The following is a 25395-nucleotide window of genomic DNA, read 5'->3' on the forward strand; positions in this document are numbered from 1 at the left end:
TCAGGAGCCGTTTTCCCCTTCATCTTTCGCGCCGCAGCGGCGCGCAGCCTGTCGGGTAGCGAAAAGGTTGCGACGACCGACGTTAGCGGGTGAAAGCGTAAACTTTCCCGCCGCGGGCCTGGATGACCAGCTTATCGCCAGCCACCATCGGCGCAGACAGGAAGCCGGAGCTGTCCACTTCCTGCTGGGCGACAAAACGGCCGTCCGTGGTGTTGATCCAGTGCAGGTAGCCTTCGGCGTCGCCGGTCACCAGATAACCATTATACATCACCGGCGGCGTCAGGTTGCGGTGCAGCAGATCGCTCTGCGTCCACACGGTCACGCCGCCTTCGGTGCTCAACGCCACCACCCGGTCATTCTGGTCGATCAGGTAAATGCGGCCCGCGTCGACGATAAAGTCGTTCACCGAGCCCAGTTCGCGTTTCCAGATGATCTGGCCGGAACGCAGATCCAGCGCCGTCAGGTTGCCATTGTAACCCAATGCGTAGACGATGCCTTCAACGATTACCGGCGTGGTGTCCACATCGTTCAGGCGGTCGATCTCGGTCGCGCCGCTCGGCTGGGAAATGCGCTGCTGCCAAATCAGCTGGCCCTGCTGCAACAGCACGGCGCTGACGCGGCCGTTGTCGCCGCCGACGATGGCTGCGCCGAAGGCGACGGACGGCGCGGACTCGCCGCGCAACGACAGCGATGGCATGTCCAGGTTAACCGTCCACTTCACCGCGCCGTCAGACTCGTTCAATGCCTGCAGCAGGCCATTGGAGGTGTGGATCAGCACCATGCCGTCGCTGATCACCGGGCGAGAAATCGCTTCGCCGGCCACTTTGGTCTGCCAGGCTACGGTGCCGTCAGCGGTATTCAGCGCGTAAACCACCGCTTTCTCGCTGCCGACATAGGCTTTATCGCCTGAAACCGTTATGCCGCCCGACAGCAGCGCCGGCAGGTTGCTGGAGAAGAAGCCGGTTTTCTCGGAGAGATCGACCTTCCACTTCTCGTTGCCGCTGTCGGCGTCCAGCGCCTTCACGATGCCGTGACGGTCCGCGGCGTAAATGGTGCTGTCCTGGAAGGCCGGGCGCAGGTGAGAATAGAACTCACCGATGCCGTCGCCGACCGAGGTGCTCCACGCCTTGTTCGGCGTAAACTGATTTTCAACTTTCGGCAGCGGCGACATGGTAACCACGTCTTCTTCACTGTTAAACAGCGAGCAACCACTCAGCAAGGCAACGGAAACCAGTCCGACCAAGAGTGTTTTACGCAATTGCATGGGAATTCCCCTTAGCTGGACAAGTTATTCAATTTCATGCGCAGCAGTACCTGCAGCGCCTGAGAAGCGTTGGATTCAATGCCTTTGCTGTAAGCTTCGCGCGCGCCCTTGGCGTCGCCCTTGGCCAGCAACACGTCGCCGCGCACATCCTGCGTCATCGCCGTCCAGCCTTCGCCTTTCACGCCATCCAGCGTTTTCAGCGCTTCATCCAGCTTTTTCTCCTGCAGCTGGACGCGCGCCAGACGCAGGTTGATCATCGACAACAGGTTATCGTCTTTGGTCTGGCCCTGCGCCAGCGCCAACTGCTGTTCCGCCTTGGCGAAATCGTTCTGCTCGACAAAATGCCTGGCCAGCTGCAATGCGGCCAATACGCCGTAGCTGTTGCTGTTGGCCTGGATGAATTTCTCGGCGGCGGCCACGTCGTCCGGCTTACCGGCCGCCAGGCGATCGCTGGCCTCCTGGTAGGATTGCGACGCTGCCATCATGTTGGAGTTTTGGTTGCTCTGCCAAAAGCGCCAGCCGACCAGGGCACCAATTCCGAGCACCACGCCCACCGCCAGCGCTTTGCCGTTTTCGGCAAAGAACCGACGCACGGCGTCGACTTGTTCGTTTTCAGTGGTATAGACTTCCACGGTGTCCTTCTCCTTAACCTAACATCATAGCCAGACGCTCAGCGACTTCGCTTTGCGCCAGCGTTTCTTGTTCACCACTGCGCAGGTCTTTCACCACCACCTGTTGTGCCGCAACTTCGTTTTCGCCCAGAATCAATGCGACGCGCGCGCCCCATTTGTCTGCCCGGGTGATCTGCTTCTTGAAGTTGCCGCCACCGTAGTTGGTCATCAGTTTCAGCTGCGGCGCGGCGTCACGCACCTGCTCCGCCAGCTGCATCGCCGCGCTCTGAGCGCCGGCGCCGGAAGAAATTACGTATACATCAATGGTGGACGGCGCCTTGAACGCCGGGTTGACCGCCTGAACCAACAGTACCAGACGCTCCAACCCCATCGCAAAGCCTACGGCAGGCGTCGCGCGCCCGCCCAGCTGCTCGACCAAACCGTCGTAACGGCCGCCCGCGCACACCGTGCCCTGCGCGCCCAGGCTGGTGGTCACCCACTCGAATACCGTGCGGTTGTAGTAGTCCAGACCGCGCACCAGGCGTTCATTGATGGTATATGGGATACCTGCCTGCGCCAAAAGTTCACACAGACCGGCGAAGTGAGCGCGGGATTCTTCATCCAGGTACTCGGACAGGCGCGGCGCGTCGTTCAACAGCGTCTGCACCTCCGGGTTTTTCGAGTCCAGCACCCGCAGCGGGTTGCTGTACATGCGGCGTTTGCAGTCTTCGTCCAGCGCCTCGACGTGCTGCTCGAGGAAGGCCACCAGCGCATCGCGGTAGTTGGCGCGGGCCTCCAGCGAGCCGATGGAATTCAGCTCCAGCCTGACGTGCTCGGCGATGCCCAGCGCGCGCCACCAGCGGGCGGTCAGCAGGATCAGTTCGGCGTCGATGTCCGGGCCTTGCAGGCCGAACACTTCCACACCCAGCTGATTGAACTGGCGGTAGCGGCCTTTTTGCGGACGCTCATAGCGGAACATCGGGCCGATGTACCACAGACGCTGTTCCTGATTGTACAGCAGACCATGTTCGATGCCGGCGCGAACGCAGCCAGCCGTGCCTTCCGGACGCAGCGTCAGGCTTTCGCCGTTGCGGTCTTCGAAGGTATACATCTCTTTTTCTACGACGTCGGTCACTTCGCCGATCGCGCGTTTGAATAACGGGGTCTGCTCTACAATCGGCAACCGGATTTCGCTGTAACCGTAGCCGCCAAGCACCTGCTTGAGGGTGCCTTCAATACGCTGCCATAATGCCGTGTCTTCCGGCAGGTAGTCGTTCATGCCGCGAATGGCTTGAATGTTCTTTGCCACGTGAGTTCTCTGTCCGTTGTCTATAAAAATGAACCCGATTATAGGGACTTTGCCGCCCCGTATTCAACGCGGATGCGGTTTTCTGCCCCGCGGGTTCATAAACCAGCGGGCCAAACAGCCCGCCATATCGATATGATGCTTATTTTTCCAGCAGGTTGACCGAGATGCGATTGGCTTCATCCATCATCGAAGCCTTGGCGCGGATCTTCGCCTCCAGCTGGTCAATCATCTGCTCGTTGTCGAAACGTTCTTTCTGGCGCACGCCGTCTTCGTAGAAGCCGCTCTTGTTGTGGCCGCCGGTGACGCCCATGGTCGACACCAGCGCTTCGCCCGGCCCGTTGACCACGCAGCCGATGATCGATACGTCCATCGGCGTGATGATGTCTTCCAGACGCTGCTCCAGCGCGTTCACCGTGCCGATCACGTCAAACTCCTGGCGCGAACAGGTCGGGCAAGCGATGAAGTTGATGCCGCGCGCGCGAATGCGCAGCGATTTCAGAATGTCGAAACCGACCTTCACTTCTTCCACCGGATCGGCCGCCAACGAGATGCGCAGGGTATCGCCGATGCCTTCCGACAGCAGCAGCCCCAGGCCGATAGCCGATTTCACCGAGCCGCTGCGCGCGCCGCCGGCTTCGGTAATGCCGAGGTGCAGCGGCTGATCGATGCGCGACGCCAGCAGGCGGTAAGACTGCACCGCCAGGAACACGTCGGAAGCCTTGACGCTGACCTTGAACTGGTCAAAGTTGAGGCGATCCAGGATATCCACGTGGCGCATGGCGGACTCGAGCAGCGCTTCCGGCGTAGGTTCGCCGTACTTTTCCTGCAGGTCCTTCTCCAGCGAGCCGCCGTTGACGCCGATGCGGATCGGGATGTTCTTGTCGCGCGCGCAATCCACCACCGAGCGGATGCGCGATTCGTTGCCGATGTTGCCCGGGTTGATGCGCAGGCAATCCACGCCGTATTCGGCGACCTGCAGCGCGATGCGGTAATCGAAATGAATATCGGCGACCAGCGGCACGTTGACCTGCTGCTTGATCAGCTTGAACGCCTCGGCGGCATCCATGGTGGGAACCGAAACGCGGACGATATCGACGCCGACGCGCTCCAACGCTTTGATCTGATTAACCGTTGCTTCAACATCGGTGGTACGGGTGTTGGTCATCGACTGTACGGCAATCGGCGCGCCATCACCAATAGGCACCTTGCCGACGTAAATTCGCGTTGATTTTCGACGGTTGATGGGCGCTTGGTTATGCATTACTTACTCTCCATTGTTGCTCTGACATCACGGCCACTGCCGCGCAATTACTGCGCGGCAACGGTCAGGCGAGCAACACGGTTTGACTTAACGAACCGGCTTAAATCAACCGGCTTACCTTGATATTGAATCTGCACTGCGGCCGGGGCGCCGATGGTCAGTTTATACGGCGCGGTGCCGGCCAGGTTCAGCTTGCCGCCGCTCTTCTGGGTGCCGCTGAACAAGGTTTTGCCGTTGGCGTCGGTCACCTGCAGCCAGCAATCGGCCGAGAAGTCCATCACCAGCGCGTTAGGATCGGCTGCGGCCGCCGCCACGCCCGCGTCTGCGGTCGGCAACGGGGCCTGGGCGGACGGTGCCGCCGGCGCCGTTTCCGGCAACGTCGTCTGGCTTGGCGACACCACGGCGGGCTGCTGCGCTTCGGCGGCAGGCGCCTGAGCGATCGCCGCCGGCGCCTGTGGCGCAGCGCCGGTATCAACCGGCGTGGTGGCGTTGTCCGTCAATGGCACGCTGGTGCCGCCGTCGGCGTTGCCGTCGGTCAACGGAACCTGTTGACCTTCGTTGTTTTGTGAAAGCTGGGCGGAAGACTGATCGGCCATGGTGGCGATCTCATCCTGCTGCGCCTTGTGGTTTTGCCACCACCAGGCGCCGGTCAGGCCGATCACCACGAACACGATCAGCCAGGTGAAGCTCATCAGCCAGCCATCGCGTTTTTTGCGGCGTTTGCCCAGAGAGAAGCTCTGCATCGGCGCAACCTTCGCCATTTTCAGCGGAGCCTGCTTGGCCAGGATCGGCAGCAGTTCGTCTTCCGGCAAATGCACCAGCTTGGCGTAAGAACGGATATAACCGCGCACAAACGTCGAAGCGAGATCGGCGGAAATGCTGTCTTCTTCGATGTCGCGCACGGTAGACATTTTGAGGCACAGGCGCTCTGCTACCGCCTGTTGGCTCAGCCCGAGTTGCTCACGGGCCTGACGCAGGCGTTGGCCCGTCGTCATCGATTCGGTTTTATCTTGGGAGGCTTCAGTATTCATTAGCTAAGAACTGCTGGTACTGTTTGGATTGTGGAAAACTTCGCGCTAGCTGCTTGCCATAGCGTTGAACGCTATCCTGACGCCCGGCTAACGCGGCGAAACGAATCTGTAACCATAAGCTGCTGGCGCTGGCCGGCAGAACATGTTGATAACTATCCAATAAAAGTTGCGACTGTATGCGCTTCCCTTCTCCAAATTGCTTTTCTGCCTCCACCAACAGTGGAGTGCCCTTGTCCGGATCGACCTTCAGCGCGCGGGTCAACAAGGTGCGCGCTTCGTCATTCTGTCCGGCCTTGAGAAAACAGTAACCTGCGTTTTCCAGGCTATCGGCGACCTGACCGTAATCGGGCGCCAGCGCCGCGGCGCTAAACTGCTGTTGTGCCGGTACATACTGCCCTAAACTGCAAAGAAACGCACCGTAATTATTCAATACGGTGCCATTGCCCGGCGCAAGTTTGAGCGCCTGCCGATAGCGCTGTTCGGCAGCGGCGTTCTCGCCAATCCGCTGCTCGTAGAGCGCCATGCCCAATTGGCTGCGGTAATCCTGCGGGGCCGCGTCCAGCGCCTTTTCCAGATTCTGCCGCGCGGCGTTCATATCGCCCTGCTGCAGATATTCCAGACCCAGCCGCAGCCGCGTCTGGCCCGCTTCGCCAGACTGCGCGTCCTTTTCCGGCGAGGAACCGGAACAGCCTGCCAGTAAACCGGCCGCCAGCAACACTCCCCACAGTTTCAGCTTCATGCCCGCATTTATTTCCTTATCGGCGGTTATCGGTTCGCCTGCCGCGGTGATTTTTCGCATAACAGGCTGTTAGATAACAAAAACAATGCTATAGGATTCAGACCGCCCGCACGTTGATAGGTTCCCCGGCCATTTTCTTTTTCAGGGTACGCTTGGTACGGTCGATCACCTCACCCGCCAGTTGCCCGCAGGCGGCGTCGATGTCGTCACCGCGGGTTTTACGAACAATAGTCGTAAAGCCGTATTCCATCAACACTTTGGAGAAACGATCCACCCGGCTGTTGGAGCTGCGGCCGTAAGGGGCGCCCGGGAAGGGGTTCCATGGGATCAGGTTGATCTTGCACGGCGTATCCTTCAGCACTTCCGCCAGCTGATGCGCGTCGTCGGTGCTGTCGTTGATGTGATCCAGCATCACGTACTCGACGGTGACCCGCCCCTGGTTGGCGTTGGATTTCTCCAGGTAGCGGCGCACCGCGGCCAGGAAGGTCTCGATGTTGTACTTGCGGTTGATCGGCACGATCTCGTCGCGGATCTGATCGTTGGGCGCGTGCAGCGAGATCGCCAGCGCCACGTCGATCATGTCGCCCAGCTTGTCCAGCGCCGGCACCACGCCGGAGGTAGACAGGGTCACGCGGCGTTTGGACAGGCCGAAGCCGAAGTCGTCCAGCATGATCTCCATCGCCGGCACCACGTTGTTCAGGTTGAGCAGCGGCTCGCCCATGCCCATCATCACCACGTTGGTGATCGGGCGTTCGCCGGCGACTTTCAGCGCGCCGATGATTTTCGCCGCGCGCCACACCTGGCCGATGATCTCCGACACGCGCAGGTTGCGGTTAAAGCCCTGCTGCGCGGTCGAACAGAATTTGCACTCCAGCGCGCAGCCTACCTGCGAGGAAACGCACAGGGTAGCGCGGTCGCCGTCCGGGATATACACGGTTTCGACCTGCTGATCGCCCACTTTGATCGCCCATTTGATGGTGCCATCGGCTGAACGCTGTTCTTCGGCCACTTCCGGTGCGCGGATCTCGGCGACGCGCTGCAATTTTTGACGCAGGACCTTGTTGATATCGGTCATCTGCTCGAAATCGTCGCAGCAGTAGTGGTACATCCACTTCATCACCTGATCGGCGCGGAACGGCTTCTCGCCCATTTTGGCGAAGAATTCGCGCATTTGCTGCCGGTTCAGATCCAGCAGGTTAATTTTGGCTGCGGCCGGTTGTTCCGCGTTAACGGATTGAGTAGACAGCGAATTATTTTCAGACACGGTGTGCTCGGACGTGATGGGTTCTAACATAATGATCTCTGGCCTCGTTGTTACACGTTATGGCGCTAAAGAATGGAAAGTAAGTTGTGCGGTGCAAACCGGGTACCCCGGGGACGGCACTAAAAACGCGCCCCTGACGAGTCGTCTCATCAGGGGCGCGGCATTGTACAAATTTTAGTAGCGGGTTTCCATGTCTGAAAGGCATTCAGGGCATTTTTATTGTTTCAGCCGGTGAATGCGCGCTTCCTGCCAGGAAACGCCGAGCATCAACGTGGGCAGATTTCGCTTTCGTTGAAGAAGTATGCGATTTCGCGCTGTGCGGATTCTACCGCGTCGGAACCGTGAACGGCGTTAGCGGTGAAGCTGTCCGCGTAGTCGGCGCGCAGGGTGCCAGCCAGTGCGTTGTCAGGGTTGGTTGCGCCCATGATGTCACGGTTGCGCTGTACCGCGTTTTCCGCTTCCAGAACCTGTACCACGATCGGGCCGGAGGTCATGAACTCAACTAGGCCGTCGAAGAATGGGCGACCTTTGTGCTCGGCGTAGAAGCCTTCAGCCTGTTCGCGGGTCAGACGCAGCATTTTGGATGCGATGATTTTGAAGCCTGCACGCTCGAAACGCGCATAGATTGCGCCGATGTCGTTGTTGGCTACGGCGTTTGGTTTAATGATGGAAAAGGTACGTTCTACGGTCATGATGGCCTCTGTATAGCTTCCAAAACAGGCCGGTCTGCAACAAAGCCGGCCTTCTCAAGTGGCGCAGATTATATGTGCGCCGTTAACGCTTGCCTACGGGAAAATCAACATTTCATTAAAAAAATATGATCTTCATGGGGCATCATCGACGCCGCCGGCAAGGGTTACTGGGTTTTGTCGGTCGACGGAATGATGTTGCGCAGCCAGCTGCCCCAGCGGCGCTGATAGAACGGCTGGGTATGGGTGATCAGATAGTGGCTGACCCCGCGCTCTTTTTCCGACACCAGGCAGAAATCCACCGGTTCGTCGTTGGGCGCCGTTTCGCTGGCCACGCCGCCGGCTTCGTTGATCAAGGCGTCGATCTCCGCCGGCTCGCCATCCACCTCCAGGCCGACCAGCAGATTGGGCTTTTCGTCCACCGCCCGATCGTGCATCAGCGCCAGAAAGGCGCGGCGCACCGGCTTGCGCTGGCTGAACAGCGTGGTCAGCGCGTCCACCATCGCCGCAGGGTATTCTTCGGGCTGGCCGAGCAGGATCTGCGTGTCCTTGTCGACATAGTGCTCCACCGGCTTGGCGACGCCGCCGGTGGCCAACAGCATCGCCACCTCTTCCGGGTAAAACTCCTTGCCGTACTCCGCCTTCGGGTTGAGGAACAGATCGGCGCCCTGGGTGATTTCAAACAGCACCCGCGCCGGCAGCGCGATGAACGGCTGTTCGTCCTCAACGGCTTTCTGCAGCGCTTCCAGCGAGGAGAAGAACGGAATGATGCTGCCGCCGTCCTGCTTTTCCCAGTGCTGGATATTGATGGGGGTATCGGCGTTCAGGATGACGTCTCCGTCCTGCGGCACCTGTTCGCTGTCGCCGAGGATCAATACCGTGGCCTCCAGCAGCTCGCGGAAGAACGCCGGGCGGTGGGCCGGCTCCGTTACCGCCAGCTTCAGCAGGCGTTCAAGTTCGTTCTCGCCGGGGGCGGCATCCTGATGATGGGAACTCATGGCAAACTCCAGGGATCAAATAACGGGGCCCAGCATGCTGGGCCCCGACGATAACGCCTATTCTAGCGCCCGCGATAACGGGCGTTCAATTATTTGGCCTTGCTCAGCAGCAGATTCGCCAGGGCGCGCACGCCCAGGCCGGTCGCCCCGGCGGACCACTGATCCACCGCGCCTTTGCGGTAGGTGGCGGAACAGTCGATGTGCAGCCAGCCTTTTTGGTAGTTCTTCACAAAGTGCGACAGGAAGGCGGCCGCGGTGCTGGCGCCGGCGGTGTAAGCCGGGCCGGCCACGTTGTTCAGCTCGGCGAAGTTGGACGGCAGCTGGCTGCGGTGGAACTCGGCCAGCGGCAGGCGCCAGAACGGCTCCTGCTCCGCCGCCGCACTGCTCAGCAGCGCCTGCGCCAGCGCGTCGTCGAAGCTGAACAGCGCGTGATAGTCGTTGCCTACCGCAGTCTTCGCCGCGCCGGTCAGGGTGGCGCAGTCGATAATCAGCTGCGGATTCTGCTCGGATGCGTCGATCAGGCCGTCGGCCAATACCAGGCGCCCTTCCGCATCGGTGTTCATCACCTCGACGGTTTTGCCGTTGCGGTAGCGAATGATATCGCCCAGCTTGAAGGCGTTGCCGCTGACCATGTTGTCAGCGCAGCACAGGTACAGCTTCACCCGCTGCTGCAGGCCGCGCGCCGCCGCCAGCGCCAGCGCGCCGGTGATGGTGGCCGCGCCGCCCATGTCGGCCTTCATCGAGTCCATAAAGGCGCTCTGTTTCAGGCTGTAGCCGCCGGTGTCGAAGGTGATGCCCTTGCCCACCAGGCAGGCGAAGACCGGGGCATCCGGATTGCCGGTCGGGTTGAAATCCAGCGCCAGCAGCACCGGCGAACGGTCTGAGCCGCGGCCGACGGTGTGGATGCCGGCATAGTTCTGCTCGCGCAGATCTTCGCCCTTGGTGATGCGATAGCTGACGGCATCGCAGCCGACGTCGCACATCAGGTCGACGGCGCGGGTCGCCAGCTGTTCCGGGCCCAGCTCTTCCGCCGGCATATTGATGGTGTCGCGCACCCAGTCAATAATCTTCAGGCGCTGATCCAGCTCTTTGCGCTCGGCTGCCGGCAGCTCCGCCCATTCGACCTTGCGTTGGCCCTTCGGCCCGCGGTAACCCTGCCAGAACGCCCAGCTGTTTTCCAGATCCCAACCTTCGCCGGTCAGCTGCACGTTTTTGATGCCCTGACCGTCGATTTTGCGCCCGGCGCGCTGAACCGCGCCCAGCTTGTCGTTGCCGATCAGATGAATAGTCATCCCTTCCGCGTCGGTGCTCAGCAGCGCTTTCTCGCCCCAGCGAGCGTCGGCAGGCTGTTGCGACAGCCTGACCTGCATGAATTCTGTTGTCATAGCCTTCTTACTCCGGATTATTCTTTTATTAATCTTGTCGGATACAAAATAAACGGGCCGCCGATGGCAGCCCGTTACGCTATTTACTCCGCTTCATCTAACCAGACCAGCAGGATCGCTTCCAGTATTTTTTCGTTGGAAGCCTGAGGATCGTCGTCGAACTCTTCGAGATCGCAAATCCACCGGTGCATGTCGGTAAAACGCACGGTTTTCGGATCGGTGTCCGGGTATTGGTCGTACAGGGCTTCGCCGATTTCTCGGCTGTCGGTCCACTTCAGTCCCATTATGATCTCCTGATTGGCGCCGCGGCTAACAATTAATGCTCACGCGCGTGGTTGACGGTATAACGCGGCATTTCAACCACCAAATCTTCGTCGGCGACCAGCGCCTGACAGCTCAGGCGGCTTTCCGGCTCCAGGCCCCAGGCCTTGTCCAGCATGTCGTCTTCCAGCTCGCTGCTCTCTTCCAGAGAATCGAAGCCTTCACGCACGATGCAGTGACAGGTGGTGCAGGCGCAGGATTTCTCGCAGGCGTGCTCGATTTCAATGCCGTTGCGCAGCGCAACGTTGAGGATAGATTCCCCTTGTTCGGCTTCCAGTACCGCCCCCTCCGGGCATAAATCTTGATGGGGCAGGAAAACAATTTTAGGCATGGTTAAACCTCATCCACAGAATGGCCAGCCAGCGCGCGGCGGATGGAAGCATCCATGCGGCGCGCGGCAAAATCTTGCGTTTGTGCATCTAATGTTTTGATTGCGTCTTCGATGGCGGCGGGGGAGTCGCCCTGCACCGCCTGCTGCAGCGCCTGCGACGCGGCGGCGATCGCCTGGCTTTCCGCTTCGCTCAGCAGCGCGGCGTCGCTGGCCAGCGCGCCCTGCAGGCTTTCCAGCACCCGCGAGGCTTCCACCCGTTGTTCCGCCAACTTGCGCGCGCCGACGTCGCTCTGGGCGTTGGCCATCGAATCCTTGATCATGCCGGCAATCTCGTTGTCGGACAGGCCGTACGACGGCTTGACCTGAATCGAGGCTTCGACGCCGGTGGATTTCTCCATCGCCGTGACGCTCAGCAAGCCGTCGGCGTCCACCTGGAAGGTGACGCGGATATGCGCCCCTCCGGCCGGCAGCGGCGGCAGCCCGCGCAGCGTGAAGCGCGCCAGCGAGCGGCAGTCCTGCACCAGTTCGCGTTCGCCCTGCAGCACGTGGATCATCATCGCGCTCTGACCGTCTTTGAAGGTGGTGAACTCCTGCGCGCGCGCCACCGGGATGGTGGTGTTGCGCGGGATCACCTTCTCGACCAGGCCGCCCATGGTTTCCAGCCCCAGCGACAGCGGGATCACGTCCAGCAGCAGCATGTCGCTGTCCGGCTTGTTGCCCACCAGAATGTCGGCCTGGATCGCCGCGCCGATGGCGACGACTTTATCCGGATCTATAGAGGTCAGCGGGGTGCGGCCAAAGAAGGCGCCCACCTGCTCACGCACCAGCGGCACACGGGTGGAACCGCCGACCATCACCGCTTCCAGCACCTCTTCGGCGCCGACGCCGGCGTCTTTCAGCGCGCGGCGGCAGGCCATCAGCGTGCGTTTCACCAGCGGGGCGATCAACGCGTCGAACTGGGCACGGGTCACTTCGCCCTGCCAACCGGCAATCTCGACGCGCACGCTGTCGGTATCGCTCAGCGCGATTTTGGCGGCGATGGCGGCGTCCAGCAGTTGGCGCTGCACGCCGTGATCGCTGCGGTCGGCCACGCCGGCCTGCTCGCGCAGCCAATCGGCCAACAGGTGGTCGAAATCGTCGCCGCCCAGCGCGGAATCCCCGCCGGTGGCCAAGACTTCAAACACCCCGCGGCTGAGGCGCAGAATGGAAATATCGAAGGTGCCGCCGCCCAGATCATAGACCGCGATCACCCCTTCCTGACCGGAGTCCAGGCCGTAGGCGATCGCCGCGGCGGTCGGTTCGTTCAGCAGACGCAGCACGTGCAGGCCGGCCAGACGCGCGGCGTCCTTGGTGCCCTGGCGCTGCGCGTCGTCAAAATAAGCGGGAACGGTGATCACCACGCCGTCCAGCTCCCCTTCCAGCGCCGCCTGAGCGCGGGCGGACAAGGTCCGGAGAATATCGGCGGATACGCCTACCGGGTTAACCGGGCCGGCGGCGGTGACGATCATCGGCAAGCCGTTGTCGCTGGCCTGGAACTGGTACGGCAGGTTCGGGTAACGCTGCTGCACGTCCGCCAGGGAACGGCCCATCATGCGTTTGACCGAGCTGACGGTGTTGGCCGGATCCTGCGCCGCCTGTTGGCGCGCCTCCCAGCCGACCGTCTGTGCGTCGGCCTGATAGTGCACCACCGAAGGCAGCAGAGGGCGGCCCTGTGCGTCGGCCAGCGTTTCCGCCTGCCCGCTGCGCACCGTGGCGACCAGCGAATTGGTGGTGCCTAAATCGATGCCCGCCGCCAAACGGCGCTGGTGCGGCGCGGCGCTGAGGCCAGGCTCACTAATTTGTAATAAGGCCATATTGAAGCTTCCACAATAGAAATGTGTTACTCAAAACCCAGCAGTTTTTCTTCGAGTTGTTCAACCTGTTGCTGGAGTTTGTCCAAAAAGCGCAGCTTGCGCACGGTGTCGGCGGCGTCCGGCCATTGTTCGCCGTCCAACTGCTGCACCATCAGGGCGCTGCGCCGTTTGATCGAGCCGCTCAGCCGCGCGCCGAAATCGGCCAGCAGGCTTTCCGCATCCGCCTGGCGTTCAATGGCGTCGAGCTCCTCGCGCAGCTCCAGCTGTTCCATCAGAAAAGCGGTATCGCGCAGGGTGTGCTGCTCGTTGCCCAAATCAAAGCCGTGCAAAGATAGCATATACTCCGCGCGTTTTAATGGGTGCTTCAGCGACTGGTAGGCTTCATTGATGGTCGCGGCCTGCTGCAACGCCATCAGGCGTTCGCGCTCCGGCTGATTGGCGAAACGATCGGGATGGAATTGACGCTGCAGATCCTGAAAGCGGGATGTGAGCAAGCTGCCGTCCAGCGTATAGCGAACGGGCAGCCCGAATAAAGTAAAGTAATCCATAGCGTGCTCTGGCGTTAGCGGATGAAGTTCCCCCGCTGCACGCGGGGGAGCACGATGGACTGTCAGACGTTAAAACTTTCGCCGCAGCCGCACTCGCTTGAGACGTTCGGGTTGTTGAACTTGAAGCCTTCGTTCAGGCCTTCCTTAACGAAATCAAGCTCGGTGCCGTCAAGGTAGACCAGGCTCTTGCCGTCGATGATCACCCTGACGCCTTTGTCTTCAAAAACGATGTCGTCATCGTTCATTTCGTCAACAAATTCCAGCACGTACGCCATCCCGGAGCAGCCGGAGGTTCTGACCCCCAGACGCAGGCCGAGACCTTTTCCGCGGTTGTTCATAAAAGCCTGAACACGCTGCGCAGCGCTGTCGCTCATGGTAATTGACATCACAACCTCACACTTCAAATCAAAGCCCAGCCTGGCCGGCCGGGTTCACTGACTCAGAAAAACTACTTGGCGCCATGCTTGCTCTTGTAGTCGGCGATCGCTGCTTTAATGGCGTCTTCGGCCAGGATAGAGCAGTGAATTTTAACCGGCGGTAATTCCAGCTCTTCGGCGATCTGGGTGTTTTTGATCGCTTCGGCCTGATCAAGAGACTTGCCTTTCATCCATTCGGTCACCAGCGAGCTGGAGGCGATGGCGGAACCGCAGCCGTAAGTCTTGAAGCGGGCGTCTTCAATGATACCTTCATTGTTGACCTTGATCTGCAACTTCATCACGTCGCCACAGGCCGGTGCACCCACCATGCCGCTGCCGACGGTGGGATCTTCGTTGTCGAAAGAACCCACGTTGCGCGGGTTTTCATAATGATCGATTACTTTTTCGCTGTAAGCCATGACCTTGCTCCTGAATCCTGAGAATTAATGATGTGCCCATTCGATGCTGTTGATATCCACGCCCTGCTTGAACATTTCCCACAGCGGAGAAAGGTCGCGCAGGCGGCCGATGGACTTGCGCACCAGTTGGATGGTGTAGTCGATCTCTTCTTCCGTGGTGAAACGCCCCAGGGAGAAACGGATCGAGCTGTGCGCCAATTCATCACTCATGCCCAGCGCGCGCAGCACGTAGGACGGCTCGAGGCTGGCGGAGGTACAGGCGGAGCCGGAGGACACGGCCAGGTCTTTCAGCGCCATGATCAGCGATTCACCTTCAACATAGTTGAAGCTGACGTTAAGAATGTTCGGAGCGCCATGCTCCAGGGAGCCGTTCAGATACACTTCTTCCATATCTTTCACGCCGTTCCACAGACGATCGCGCAGGGTGCGCAGGCGCGCCATTTCCGACGCCATCTCTTCTTTGGCGATGCGGTAGGCTTCGCCCATGCCGACGATCTGGTGCACCGGCAGGGTGCCGGAACGCATGCCGCGCTCGTGGCCGCCGCCGTGGATCTGGGCTTCGATGCGGATGCGCGGCTTGCGGCGCACGTACAGCGCGCCGATGCCTTTCGGGCCGTAAATCTTGTGGCCGGAGAACGACATCAGGTCGACTTTCAGCTTGCTCAGATCGATAGGCAGCTTGCCCACGCTCTGGGTGGCGTCAACGTGGTAAATGATACCGCGCGCGCGGCACATTTCGCCGATCGCTTCGATATCCTGCACCACGCCGATTTCGTTGTTCACGTGCATGATCGAAACCAGAATGGTGTCGTCGCGCATCGCGGCTTCGAGGGCCTGCAGGTCAATGATGCCATTGCTCTGCGGCGCCAGGTAGGTCACTTCAAAACCTTCGCGCTCGAGCTGGCGACAGGTGTCCAGCACGGCTTTGTGTTCGGTTTTGCTGGTGATGACGTGCTTGCCTTTTTTCTGATAGAAATTGGCAGCGCCTTTGATCGCCAGGTTGTCGGATTCGGTCGCGCCTGAGGTGAACACGATTTCGCGCGGATCCGCGCCCACCAGCTCGGCGATTTGGTTACGGGCGATGTCGACCGCTTCTTCCGCCTGCCAACCGAAACGGTGGGAACGGGAAGCCGGGTTGCCGAAAGTGCCGTCCAGGGTCAAACACTGCATCATCTTCTCAGCAACGCGCGGGTCAACCGGCGTCGTCGCTGAGTAGTCCAGATAAATCGGTAATTTCATTGCTCTTATGCTCCGTACATCACTTCCAAAAACTAAAAAAAATACCGCCAGCTGCTTATGCGCGCAGATTAACGTTGATAGTTTCTTGCGGACGGCCGTTGGCCGTGCGGCGCGTATCGTTGTTTTGACGATCCGCCACCACCAGCACTTCCTGGTTGTTGACCAGTTCTGCCAGCGTAATGTTGTTCAGGAACCCGCTGATGCGCTCGCTCAGATCGCGCCACAGGGTATGGGTCAGACAGCGATCGCCGCCCTGACAGCCTTCTTTACCCTGGCAACGGGTTGCATCTACCGATTCGTCGACGGCAGTGATGACAGCGCCAACGGCGATCTCACCCGCGTCTTTACCCAGCAGATAACCACCGCCCGGACCGCGCACGCTGGCCACCAGGCCATTCTTGCGCAGACGGGAGAATAATTGTTCCAGATAAGAGAGAGAAATACCCTGACGTTCGGAAATATCCGCCAGAGGTACGGGCCCTTCCTGGGAGTGCAATGCTACGTCAAGCATAGCGGTTACGGCATAACGGCCTTTGGATGTCAGTCTCATAGCTCAATGGTTACCTGTTGGTCAAACATGGCCGAAAGTCTGACATTCCTGAGTAAATCAGTCAACTATTTAACCTAGTAATTTACTCAAGTATTAGCACGTTTTGTACTTAGCCATAGCAAATGCATATAAAATGCATGTTATAACCTTTAGATAACTAATACTATTATTGTTGGCCGTTACGCCACGGCAATTAATTACCTTGATGTTTATCCTGTTTCTCGATCGACGTCAGCATGCCGCGCAGGATATTCAGCTCCTGCCCTTCCGGCCGCGCGCGGGTGAACAAGCGGCGCAGCCGGCTCATTACCTGCCCCGGATGCGCCGGGCGAATAAAACCGGTGCGCTGCAGCGTCTGCTCCAGGTGCTGATAAAAGCGCTCGAGGTCGTCCACCAGCGGATAAGGGGTTTCTTCCAGCTGCGGCGCGCCCGCCTGCTGGCGATCGAGATAAGCCACGCGCACTTCGTACGCCAGGATCTGCACCGCCATCGCCAGGTTCAGCGAGCTGTAATCCGGGTTGGCCGGAATGGCGACGTGATAGTGGCACTTCTGCAGCTCGTCGTTGGTCAGGCCGACGCGTTCGCGGCCGAACACCAGCGCCACCGGCGCGTGCTCGCCTTCGTGCACCGCACGCACGCCGCACTCGCGCGGCTCCAGCATCGGCCAGGGCAGCGTGCGCGAACGCGCGCTGGTGCCGACCACCAGGCTGCAGCCGGCGATGGCGTCATCCAGGGTATCGACGATGGTGGCGTTGCCGATCACGTCGCTGGCGCCGGCGGCCAGGGCAATCGCCTGAGAATCGGGTTTGATCAACGGGTTAACCAGATAAAGGTTGGTTAACCCCATGGTTTTCATGGCTCTGGCGGTCGAGCCCATGTTGCCGGTATGGGAGGTCTCTACCAGAACAATGCGGATATTGTGCAGCATACAAACTCTGAGCGTGGCGGAAAATCACAGCATCTTAACACAGCCGTAGGCAATTTGCCGAACACCTGCTATACTCCGCGCCGTTTCCTGTTCTTTAACATCCTAGTTGGAAGATACCCATGCATCCGATGCTGACGATCGCCGTGCGCGCTGCGCGCAAGGCCGGTAACCTGATTGCCAAAAACTACGAAACCCCGGACGCTGTCGAAGCGAGCCAGAAAGGGACCAATGACTTTGTCACTAACGTCGATCGCGATGCAGAGCATCTGATCATCGACGTGATCCGCAAGTCTTATCCGCAACACACTATCATTACCGAAGAACGCGGTGAGCTGGTCGGCGAAGATCAGGATGTACAATGGGTGATCGATCCACTGGATGGCACCTCAAACTTTATCAAACGTTTCCCACACTTCTCCGTTTCCATCGCGGTACGCATCAAAGGCCGTACTGAAGTGGCCGTGGTTTACGATCCAATGCGCAACGAACTGTTCACCGCCACTCGCGGCCAGGGCGCACAGCTGAACGGCTACCGCCTGCGCGGCACCAACGCCAAAGATCTGGATGGCACCATCCTGGCGACCGGTTTCCCGTTCAAGCTCAAACAGCACGCTACCCCTTACATCAACGTCGTCGGTAAACTGTTCACCCAGTGCGCGGACTTCCGCCGCACCGGCTCCGCCGCGCTGGATCTGGCCTACGTCGCCGCCGGCCGCGTGGACGGTTTCTTCGAGATTGGCCTGAAGCCATGGGACTTCGCCGCGGGCGAACTGCTGGTGCGCGAATCCGGCGGCCTGGTGACCGACTTCGTTGGCGGCCACAACCACTTCAGCTCCGGCAACATCGTCGCCGGCAACCCGCGCGTCGTGAAAGCCATGCTGTCCACCATGCGTGAAGAACTGAGCGAAGCGCTGAAGCGTTAATTCAGGCTATGACGTCCGAAGCTGTTTTGCTTATTGAAGCGCTGCGTTTGCAGCGCTTTTTTTATGCCCGTTAGCGGGAGAACGGCCGGATGCCGCCGCCGAATTCCGGCTGTGCGCTCAGGTACAACAACAGCCCGGCGAACAGCAGTATCAGGCCGCCGGCCAGCGCCAGCGAACCCCAGGCCACCGCGCTCCAGGCGGCGGGCGCGCGCGAACGGCTGAGACGCACCGCCAACCGGCGGCTGTAATGCACCAGCAGCGCCAGCAGGGAAATGGTCAGCGAGGTGCCGAGCGCCATCGCCAGCGCGGAAATCACGCCCCAGGCGAATACGCCGATCACCTTGGAGAACAGCAGCACCAGAATCGCCCCGGAACAGGGCCGCATGCCCATCGCCAGCACGATGGCGGTCTGGGTGCGCCAGTCGCCGCCGGCCTGCAGCTCGCTGTCGTTGGGCAGATGGCGATGCCCGCAGCCGCAGTGCGCGCTGTGAACGTGATCCGCCGCCAACGGCTTGAGGCTGTTGATGCGCAACGCCGGCGCCGGGCGCATCGCCTTCACCGCCGCATGCAGGCGTTTCACTGCGCGCCAGCTCAGCAACGCCCCGAGCAATATCACCAGGATAAAACTGCCCTTCTCCAGCCAGAAGCTGCTCTGATGCAGCTGCCGGGAAGACAGCTGCAGCACCCCCAGCATCAGCGTCACCAGCGCGATCGCCACTCCCCCCTGCACCAGCGACGCGGCGAAGGTCAGCTTCAGGCTGCTTTTCAGCCGCGCCGGATGGGTAGCCAGATAGGTGGCGATCACCACCTTGCCGTGGCCGGGGCCCAGCGCATGCAACACGCCGTAGCTCAGGCTGAACAGCATCAATGCCAGGCCGGCCTGCTGCGGCGCGGCCTTTACCTGCTGCAGCAGCCCCGCCATCTGCTGGTGCAGCCCCTTTTGCCACACCACGCTCTGCATCAGCAGCTGCGGCCAAAAATGCCAGGCCAGCTGAGCCGCCAGCGCCAGCAGCAGCGCGAACAGCAGCAGCGGCCACAGGCTGAAAGCCCAGTGGCGTTTGCGGCCGGCCGGTTGGCTGAGATTTATTGACATTGCAGGGTCACCCGTTGCGCGAACTGTTGCCCCAACGCCATATCTTCGCCGGGCGAGTCGTTCTTATCGAGCGACAGCGCATAGGCCTGCAGCGAAGCATCGGGCTTCGGCGTCTTCAGGCTGAGCTGGCACTGCTGCGCCATTTCCGGCGGCAGATGCAGCGCCGCCTGGTCTTTATAGGTCATGTCGACAAAATAGGTGGGATCGTAGGTGGCTATCTCGAAGGGCTTGCCCGCCAGCGGCTGCGGCTCGGCCAGCGGCAGCACAAACTCCAGCACCGCCTGATTGCCCTGCCGCGACAGGCGATACTCGCTCGGCAGATTAAGGTATTTCACCGGTTTGCCGTCGCGATAAACGTCGGTGAAGTAGTGCTGGCCGAGCACGTTGGCCATCACTTCCGCCGCCAGCTTTTTCCACACCACCGAATCGCTTTTGGCGTTGCCGGCATCGTACAGCAGGTCCGCCGAGGTGATTTCATCCATTACCCAAACCATTTTCATGCCGACCAGCCGTTGATCCTTAGCCACAAAGGTGGTGTTCATATCAATAAAGCTGTGCGGGTGAGCGCCAGCGCCGGCGCTGAACAAGGCACAGGCGCCGGCCAGAATACGACGTAACTTCATCATCGAATGATACTCGTTGTTGTTATAAAGTAACATAAACCACGCCTAAACCGTCGCGCCGGCCGCCGATATTTGTGACGAAAGTTGTAAGCCGGAGTAAAAGCCGCGGCGCTAACCGCACCGTCACAATGCCTTTTGCTATGCTTAGTCATAATAATTGAACATCTACCTGCCAGAAGGTGATATGAGCCTGGACACCGCTCCCGTGCCTGAGCTCTCCGGTCAACAACGGCGCTGTCATCTGTTACTGATGCTGTATGCGCCGGTGCCCGAAGTACAACTGGAGACCATCAGCCAAATCAACGGCGTCGCCCCCCCGATTACCCGGCAAGATATAGCCGAGGTCGCCAACGAAATCCAGCGTTTCCACCAGTTGGAGATCGCCGTCGATCCTGGCCGCGGTTACCACATTCGGGGAAGCGCGCTCAATCAACGCCTCTGCCTGCTCCACTGGCTGCGGCGGGCGTTGCGCTGCAGCCCGCAGTTTGTCGAAGGTTATTACGCCCCCCTGCTGCTGCAGGCGCTGGGCGCCGACGCCGGCCTGACGCCGCAGCTGGAGCAGCAGATCGGCGCCTGTGAAACGCTGCTTAACCGCAGCTTCGACGCCCGCGATCGCCGGTTCCTGCAGCACTACCTGCGCTACTGCGTTTGGGAAAGCCGGCGGCTGCGGCATCCGCAATTCGACGCCGTTCAGCGCGACTGGCTGCGGCAAAAGCCTGAGCAGCGGGCGGCCGCCCTGCTGCATCACGCCCTCGGCCAGTGGTTCAATCAGTCGCCCCATGCGGACGAACGCGACTTTTTGGCGTTGATGTTCACCATGCTGAAAAACCACAGCTATCACAGCAATGATTCCGCGGAAGAACGACGCCTGATGGCGGCGATCGACCGCATGGTCGAGCGCTTCCAGCAGATTTCCGGCATGGCCTTCAGCAGCAAGGACGATCTGGTCAGCCAGCTGTTTGCCCATCTGGCGCCCGCGGTCGAACGCTGCCGCTTTGCCATCGGCATCGACAACATGCTGTTGGAGGAGGTGGTGCGAAAGTATCCGCGCCTGATGCGCACCACTCAGGAAGCGCTGGCGCCGCTGGAGCAGGAGTACGGCATTCATTTTTCCAGCGAAGAAGCGGGACTGGTGGCCATCAGCTTCGGCGCCTGGCTGATGCAGGACAACGCCCTGCAGGAAAAGCAGGTGCTGCTGCTGACGCTGGACAACCCGCAGCTGGAGGAAGAAGTGGAGTATCAGATCCGGGAATTGACGCTGCTGCCGCTGAACATCAAGTATCTGCCGCTGCGCGACTATCTGCGCGCCGGCGCGCCGCAGGGCGTCACGCTGGTGATCAGCCCCTACGCCGCGGTGCATAGCGCGCCGCAGCCGCCGCTGGTTTATACCGAACTGCCGCTGGAACGCCAGCAGCGCAAAGCCATTCGCGCGCTGCTGGAGTCGCCTTGATCAGCGGGCTGCGCTAGCCGCCGGCGGGCGAATAAACAGCGCCGGCACCGCCACCGCCGCCATGACCCAGAACACCCCGCCCTGCAGGTGCTCGAACAGGAAGCCGGCGATCACCGTCATGATCGCAATGCCGCCGCCCATCGCCAGCGCCGAATAGACCGCCTGCAGGCGGATCACCTCCGGCCCTTTGCGCGCCGCGATAAAACGCATCGCCGCCAGGTGGCAGACGGTAAAGGTGCCGCAGTGCAGGATCTGGATCAGCAGCAGCCAGCCCAGCTCGGTGCTGTAGGCCATCAGGCTCCAGCGCAGCACCCCGCAGCAGGCCGAGAGCAGCAACAGGCTACGCGCATTCCAGCGGCGGAACAGGACATTGCTGCCGGCGAAGATGATCACTTCCGCCACCACCCCCAGCGACCACAGATAGCCGATGGTCGAGGCCGAATAACCGGCCTCCTGCCAATAGATGGAGCCAAAGCTGTAATAACCGGCGTGCGCCCCCTGCAACAGGGTGACGCACAGCAGAAAGCGCCACACCGGCCCCTCTTTCAACAGCTCAAACAGCGAACGCTCGGGTTCGCGGTGGGCGCGGGCCTCGCCCTGCGGCATCACGCTCGGCTTCAGCATCATGCCCAGCAGCATCGCCAGCACGCTGGCGATCAGGCTGTAGAGGATGGCGTTATGGCCCCAGACCGCCACCAGTTGCCCGGTCAGCGCCGAGCCGATAACGAACGCCAGCGAGCCCCACAGCCGCACCCGGCCGTAATCCATGGTGATTTGTTTTTGCCAGGTGGCGGCCAGCGCATCGGTCAGCGGCACCAGCGGCGAGAAGAACAGGTTGAAGCCGGCGATCACCAGCATCAGCCAGCCCCAGCCGTTGCCGAAGCAAAAACCGACGGCGAAGGCCAGCGCCAGCAGCGCCAACAGGCGCAGGGCACTCACCAGATGAGAGGGGTCTTTCACGCGGGGAGCAATCAGCAAGCTACCGAGAAAACGGGCAATCAGGCCGGCGCCGAGCAGCATGCCGATGGTTTCGGGCGCGATGCCCTCGCCTTTTAACCAAACGCCCCAGAAGGGTAAGAAAATGCCATACGAAAAGAAGTAGGTGAAATAGCTGAGAGCGAGCCAACGCGTTGATTGCAGAACCATGATCCCTCCGGTGTGAGGCGATACTTTGACAGAGCTCACACCGGCTAGCAATCTTCATTCATGTTCAAAGGGTTAGACTGCCAGACAGTTCACAGTTTGTTTGCAACAGCGATAAAAAAACCCGCCGCAGCGGGTTTTTCAAAGCGAAAGCGGAATTATGCGTAAACCGGCAGGCGGGCGCAGATATCCAGCACTTTCTTCTTGGTGCGTTCGATGGTGGCTTCATCGTTGATGTTGTCCAGCACGTCGCAGATCCAGCCGGCCAGTTCGCGCACTTCGGCTTGCTTGAAGCCGCGGCGGGTGACCGCCGGGGTGCCGATACGCACGCCGGAGGTGACGAACGGGCTCTTGGGATCGTTAGGCACGCTGTTTTTGTTCACGGTGATGTTGGCGCGGCCCAGGGCGGCGTCGGCTTCTTTACCGGTCAGGTTCTTGTCCACCAGATCCAGCAGGAACAGGTGGTTGTGGGTGCCGCCGGAGACCACTTTGTAACCGCGCTGCAGGAACACTTCCACCATCGCTTTGGCGTTGTCGGCCACTTGCTGCTGGTAAATCTTGAACTCTGGCTCCATCGCTTCTTTCAGCGCTACCGCCTTGCCGGCGATCACGTGCATCAGCGGGCCGCCCTGGCCGCCCGGGAATACCGCGGAGTTCAGCTTCTTGTACAGATCTTCGTCGCCGCCCTTCGCCAGGATCAGGCCGCCGCGCGGACCCGCCAGGGTTTTGTGGGTGGTGGTGGTGACGATGTGCGCGTGCGGCACCGGGTTCGGGTAAACGCCTGCGGCGATCAGGCCGGCGACGTGCGCCATGTCGACGAACAGGTAAGCGCCGATGCTGTCGGCGATTTCACGCATTTTTGCCCAGTCTACGATGCCGGAGAAGGCGGAGAAGCCGCCGATGATCATTTTCGGCTTGTGGGTCTGCGCCTGTTTGGCCAGATCGTCATAGTCGATTTGGCCTTTTTCGTCGATGCCGTAAGGCACCACGTTGTAGAGTTTGCCGGACAGGTTAACCGGGGAACCGTGGGTCAGGTGGCCGCCGTGCGCCAGGTTCATGCCCAGAATGGTGTCGCCCGGCTGCAGCAGCGCGGTGTAAACGGCGAAGTTAGCCTGGGAGCCGGAGTGCGGCTGCACGTTGGCGTAGTCTGCGCCGAACAGCGCTTTGGCGCGGTCGATGGCCAGCTGCTCAACGATATCCACGTATTCGCAGCCGCCGTAGTAACGCTTGCCCGGATAGCCTTCAGCGTATTTGTTGGTCAGCTGGGAACCCTGAGCCTGCATGACGCGCGGGCTGGTGTAGTTCTCAGACGCAATCAGCTCGATGTGCTCTTCCTGACGCACCACTTCTTGCTCCATTGCACGCCACAGTTCGGCATCGTAATCGGCAATGTTCATTTCACGCTTTAACATCCGGCATCTCCTGACTTAAATCGGCTAACTAAAAAATCACCAAATAACTACCCGTTTGGGTTCTGGGCCACAGTGTAAACTGTTTTCCCCCACCGAGGATAGGTCTTGACAGAGGTTTTTACGCAAACGATTGGCATAAGATTCCACAAGGCTTTGATCCGATAATTCATCCCGTTCGGCAACGGACTTTTCCTCATGCCGGCGATGCGGTTTTTTCATGTTCTGTGAGCGCGATCGTCCGCTCAACAACACCGCAGCAAAAACAAGGGTATTTACAAGCGCGACGGAAGCCAATAAGATGCATTTAAAATACATCATTAGAAATCGTCTCAAGGACAACCCACTAAGGAGCGCTTCCATGCTGGACAGCCAAACCATCGCCACCGTCAAATCCACCATCCCGCTGCTGGCCGCTATCGGGCCGAAGTTGACCGCCCACTTCTACGATCGGATGTTCGCGCACAACCCTGAATTGAAAGATATTTTCAATATGAGCAACCAGCGCAACGGCGATCAGCGTCAGGCGCTGTTCGACGCCATCTGCGCCTATGCCGCCAACATCGAGAACCTGGCGGCGCTGTTGCCGGCGGTAGAGCGCATTGCGCAGAAACACACCAGCTTCAACATTCGGCCCGATCAGTATCAGATTGTCGGCGGCCACCTGCTGGCGACGCTGGACGAAATGTTCAGCCCGGGCCAGGCAGTGCTGGACGCCTGGGGCAAAGCCTATGGCGTGCTGGCCAACGTGTTTATCCAGCGTGAAGAGCAGATTTATCAACAAAGCGAAACCGACGACGGCGGCTGGCGCGACCTGCGCGCTTTCCGCATCCTCAAAAAGCAGCCGCAGAGCGAGGTGATCTGCAGCTTCGTGCTGGCGCCGGTCGACGGCGGCCGGGTGGCCGACTTCAAGCCGGGGCAGTATCTGGCGGTCTACATCAGGCACGACAGCCTGGAGCATCAGGAAATTCGCCAATATTCACTGACTGCCGCGCCGAACGGCGAGTTCTACCGCATCGCGGTCAAGCGGGAAGATCAGGGCAAAGTGTCCAACTATCTGCATCAGCAGGCGCAGGAAGGCGACGTGATTTATATCGCCCCGCCGCACGGCGACTTCTTCCTCGAGGCGGAGCCGAACACCCCGGTGGCGCTGATCTCCGCCGGCGTTGGCCAAACGCCGATGCTCGGTATGTTGAACAGCCTGCACGACAGTCAACATCAGGCGGAAATTCACTGGCTGCACGCGGCGGAAAACGGCGCCGTTCACGCCTTTGCCGACGAAGTGGCGGACATCGCCGGGCGCATGCCGAACCTGAACCGCCACGTCTGGTACCGCGAGCCGGGCGCCGGGGATGTGGCAGGCCGCGACTACCAAAGCCGCGGGCTGATGGATCTTGGCGCGCTGAGCGCGGCGTTGAGCGACCCGCAGATGCACTATTACTTCTGCGGCCCGGTGCCGTTCATGCAGCACGTGGGTAAACAGCTGCTGGCGATGGGGGTGGAGGCCGAGCGCATCCACTACGAATGTTTCGGCCCGCATAAGGTGCTGTAATCGATCGGGGCGCGCTCCTTTCCTGCGTGGAAAAGCCGCGCCCCGC

26 protein-coding genes are annotated in these 25395 nt (G+C 60.4%); 3 read left to right on the forward strand and 23 right to left on the reverse strand.

What is annotated here, in order from left to right:
• Positions 1 to 82: 82 nt before the first annotated feature.
• From bamB to trmJ, 19 genes are all read right to left on the reverse strand, one after another.
• A complete protein-coding gene (gene bamB, locus CKW09_RS18635; RefSeq protein ID WP_061796489.1) occupies positions 83 to 1264 on the reverse strand; it encodes an outer membrane protein assembly factor BamB in 1182 nt (393 codons plus the stop codon).
• Between the two features lie 11 nt (positions 1265 to 1275).
• Positions 1276 to 1896 (reverse strand): YfgM family protein, encoded by a 621-nt coding sequence (locus CKW09_RS18640; RefSeq protein WP_095098831.1) that lies wholly within the window; start codon positions 1894 to 1896, stop codon positions 1276 to 1278.
• Positions 1897 to 1909: 13 nt separating this feature from the next.
• Positions 1910 to 3184: a histidine--tRNA ligase gene (gene hisS, locus CKW09_RS18645; RefSeq protein WP_061796487.1), complete on the reverse strand. Its 1275-nt coding sequence runs from the start codon at positions 3182 to 3184 to the stop codon at positions 1910 to 1912.
• 139 nt (positions 3185 to 3323) lie between these two features.
• Positions 3324 to 4445, reverse strand: a complete 1122-nt coding sequence (gene ispG / locus CKW09_RS18650) for a flavodoxin-dependent (E)-4-hydroxy-3-methylbut-2-enyl-diphosphate synthase (protein ID WP_061796486.1) — start codon at positions 4443 to 4445, stop codon at positions 3324 to 3326.
• Positions 4446 to 4492: 47 nt separating this feature from the next.
• The gene (gene rodZ / locus CKW09_RS18655; protein WP_095098834.1) at positions 4493 to 5476 is read right to left on the reverse strand and encodes a cytoskeleton protein RodZ; all 984 of its coding nucleotides are present in this window, start codon (positions 5474 to 5476) and stop codon (positions 4493 to 4495) included.
• Positions 5466 to 6215 carry a type IV pilus biogenesis/stability protein PilW gene (gene pilW / locus CKW09_RS18660; RefSeq protein ID WP_061796522.1) on the reverse strand — a complete coding sequence of 250 codons (750 nt, stop codon included), beginning with the start codon at positions 6213 to 6215 and terminating at the stop codon, positions 5466 to 5468. The genes rodZ and pilW overlap by 11 nt, the downstream gene beginning before the upstream one ends.
• A gap of 97 nt (positions 6216 to 6312) precedes the next feature.
• Complete coding sequence (locus CKW09_RS18665; protein ID WP_061796483.1) at positions 6313 to 7509, reverse strand: bifunctional tRNA (adenosine(37)-C2)-methyltransferase TrmG/ribosomal RNA large subunit methyltransferase RlmN; 1197 nt, start codon at positions 7507 to 7509, stop codon at positions 6313 to 6315.
• Positions 7510 to 7745: 236 nt separating this feature from the next.
• Positions 7746 to 8171, reverse strand: coding sequence for a nucleoside-diphosphate kinase (ndk, locus tag CKW09_RS18670; protein WP_004952077.1), 426 nt, complete (start codon positions 8169 to 8171; stop codon positions 7746 to 7748).
• A gap of 164 nt (positions 8172 to 8335) precedes the next feature.
• Positions 8336 to 9166 (reverse strand): enhanced serine sensitivity protein SseB, encoded by an 831-nt coding sequence (gene sseB, locus CKW09_RS18675; RefSeq protein WP_061796481.1) that lies wholly within the window; start codon positions 9164 to 9166, stop codon positions 8336 to 8338.
• 89 nt (positions 9167 to 9255) lie between these two features.
• On the reverse strand, positions 9256 to 10551 hold the full coding sequence (pepB, locus tag CKW09_RS18680; RefSeq protein WP_061796480.1) for an aminopeptidase PepB: 1296 nt from the start codon (positions 10549 to 10551) through the stop codon (positions 9256 to 9258).
• A gap of 83 nt (positions 10552 to 10634) precedes the next feature.
• Positions 10635 to 10835 carry a Fe-S cluster assembly protein IscX gene (gene iscX, locus CKW09_RS18685; protein ID WP_061796479.1) on the reverse strand — a complete coding sequence of 67 codons (201 nt, stop codon included), beginning with the start codon at positions 10833 to 10835 and terminating at the stop codon, positions 10635 to 10637.
• Between the two features lie 32 nt (positions 10836 to 10867).
• Positions 10868 to 11203: an ISC system 2Fe-2S type ferredoxin gene (gene fdx / locus CKW09_RS18690; protein WP_004952086.1), complete on the reverse strand. Its 336-nt coding sequence runs from the start codon at positions 11201 to 11203 to the stop codon at positions 10868 to 10870.
• A gap of 2 nt (positions 11204 to 11205) precedes the next feature.
• The gene (gene hscA / locus CKW09_RS18695) at positions 11206 to 13056 is read right to left on the reverse strand and encodes a Fe-S protein assembly chaperone HscA (RefSeq protein WP_095098840.1); all 1851 of its coding nucleotides are present in this window, start codon (positions 13054 to 13056) and stop codon (positions 11206 to 11208) included.
• A 26-nt stretch (positions 13057 to 13082) separates the two neighbouring features.
• Entirely contained in the window at positions 13083 to 13604 is a 522-nt protein-coding gene (gene hscB, locus CKW09_RS18700; RefSeq protein WP_061796475.1) for a co-chaperone HscB, read from the reverse strand.
• A 62-nt stretch (positions 13605 to 13666) separates the two neighbouring features.
• Entirely contained in the window at positions 13667 to 13990 is a 324-nt protein-coding gene (gene iscA, locus CKW09_RS18705; protein WP_061796474.1) for an iron-sulfur cluster assembly protein IscA, read from the reverse strand.
• Positions 13991 to 14052: 62 nt separating this feature from the next.
• Positions 14053 to 14439, reverse strand: coding sequence for a Fe-S cluster assembly scaffold IscU (gene iscU / locus CKW09_RS18710; protein ID WP_061796473.1), 387 nt, complete (start codon positions 14437 to 14439; stop codon positions 14053 to 14055).
• A gap of 24 nt (positions 14440 to 14463) precedes the next feature.
• A complete protein-coding gene (gene iscS / locus CKW09_RS18715) occupies positions 14464 to 15678 on the reverse strand; it encodes a cysteine desulfurase (RefSeq protein WP_061796472.1) in 1215 nt (404 codons plus the stop codon).
• 55 nt (positions 15679 to 15733) lie between these two features.
• Positions 15734 to 16228, reverse strand: a complete 495-nt coding sequence (iscR, locus tag CKW09_RS18720) for a Fe-S cluster assembly transcriptional regulator IscR (protein ID WP_020828166.1) — start codon at positions 16226 to 16228, stop codon at positions 15734 to 15736.
• A gap of 193 nt (positions 16229 to 16421) precedes the next feature.
• Positions 16422 to 17156, reverse strand: coding sequence for a tRNA (cytosine(32)/uridine(32)-2'-O)-methyltransferase TrmJ (gene trmJ / locus CKW09_RS18725; protein WP_061796470.1), 735 nt, complete (start codon positions 17154 to 17156; stop codon positions 16422 to 16424).
• 119 nt (positions 17157 to 17275) lie between these two features.
• Between trmJ and suhB the strand changes: the two genes are divergently transcribed.
• On the forward strand, positions 17276 to 18079 hold the full coding sequence (suhB, locus tag CKW09_RS18730; RefSeq protein WP_061796468.1) for an inositol-1-monophosphatase: 804 nt from the start codon (positions 17276 to 17278) through the stop codon (positions 18077 to 18079).
• 70 nt (positions 18080 to 18149) lie between these two features.
• On the opposite strand, the gene CKW09_RS18735 is transcribed toward suhB, so the two are convergent.
• Together CKW09_RS18735 and CKW09_RS18740 are read right to left on the reverse strand one after the other, a co-directional pair.
• Complete coding sequence (locus tag CKW09_RS18735; RefSeq protein WP_095098843.1) at positions 18150 to 19172, reverse strand: nickel/cobalt transporter; 1023 nt, start codon at positions 19170 to 19172, stop codon at positions 18150 to 18152.
• Positions 19163 to 19798 carry a DUF1007 family protein gene (locus tag CKW09_RS18740; RefSeq protein ID WP_370671111.1) on the reverse strand — a complete coding sequence of 212 codons (636 nt, stop codon included), beginning with the start codon at positions 19796 to 19798 and terminating at the stop codon, positions 19163 to 19165. The genes CKW09_RS18735 and CKW09_RS18740 overlap by 10 nt, the downstream gene beginning before the upstream one ends.
• 181 nt (positions 19799 to 19979) lie before the next feature.
• Here CKW09_RS18740 and csiE point away from each other — a divergent pair, with 181 nt between their 5' ends.
• A complete protein-coding gene (csiE, locus tag CKW09_RS18745; protein WP_061796461.1) occupies positions 19980 to 21245 on the forward strand; it encodes a stationary phase inducible protein CsiE in 1266 nt (421 codons plus the stop codon).
• Here csiE and CKW09_RS18750 read toward each other — a convergent pair whose 3' ends face one another.
• Positions 21246 to 22391 (reverse strand): 3-phenylpropionate MFS transporter, encoded by a 1146-nt coding sequence (locus CKW09_RS18750; RefSeq protein WP_061796460.1) that lies wholly within the window; start codon positions 22389 to 22391, stop codon positions 21246 to 21248.
• Between the two features lie 155 nt (positions 22392 to 22546).
• Entirely contained in the window at positions 22547 to 23800 is a 1254-nt protein-coding gene (glyA, locus tag CKW09_RS18755) for a serine hydroxymethyltransferase (RefSeq protein ID WP_061796459.1), read from the reverse strand.
• A 358-nt stretch (positions 23801 to 24158) separates the two neighbouring features.
• On the opposite strand from glyA, the gene hmpA reads away from it, so the two are divergent.
• A complete protein-coding gene (gene hmpA, locus CKW09_RS18760) occupies positions 24159 to 25349 on the forward strand; it encodes an NO-inducible flavohemoprotein (protein ID WP_095098846.1) in 1191 nt (396 codons plus the stop codon).
• The last annotated feature ends 46 nt before the right edge of the window (positions 25350 to 25395 follow it).

It is taken from the genome of Serratia ficaria, assembly GCF_900187015.1.
In the GTDB taxonomy this organism is placed as follows: domain Bacteria; phylum Pseudomonadota; class Gammaproteobacteria; order Enterobacterales; family Enterobacteriaceae; genus Serratia; species Serratia ficaria.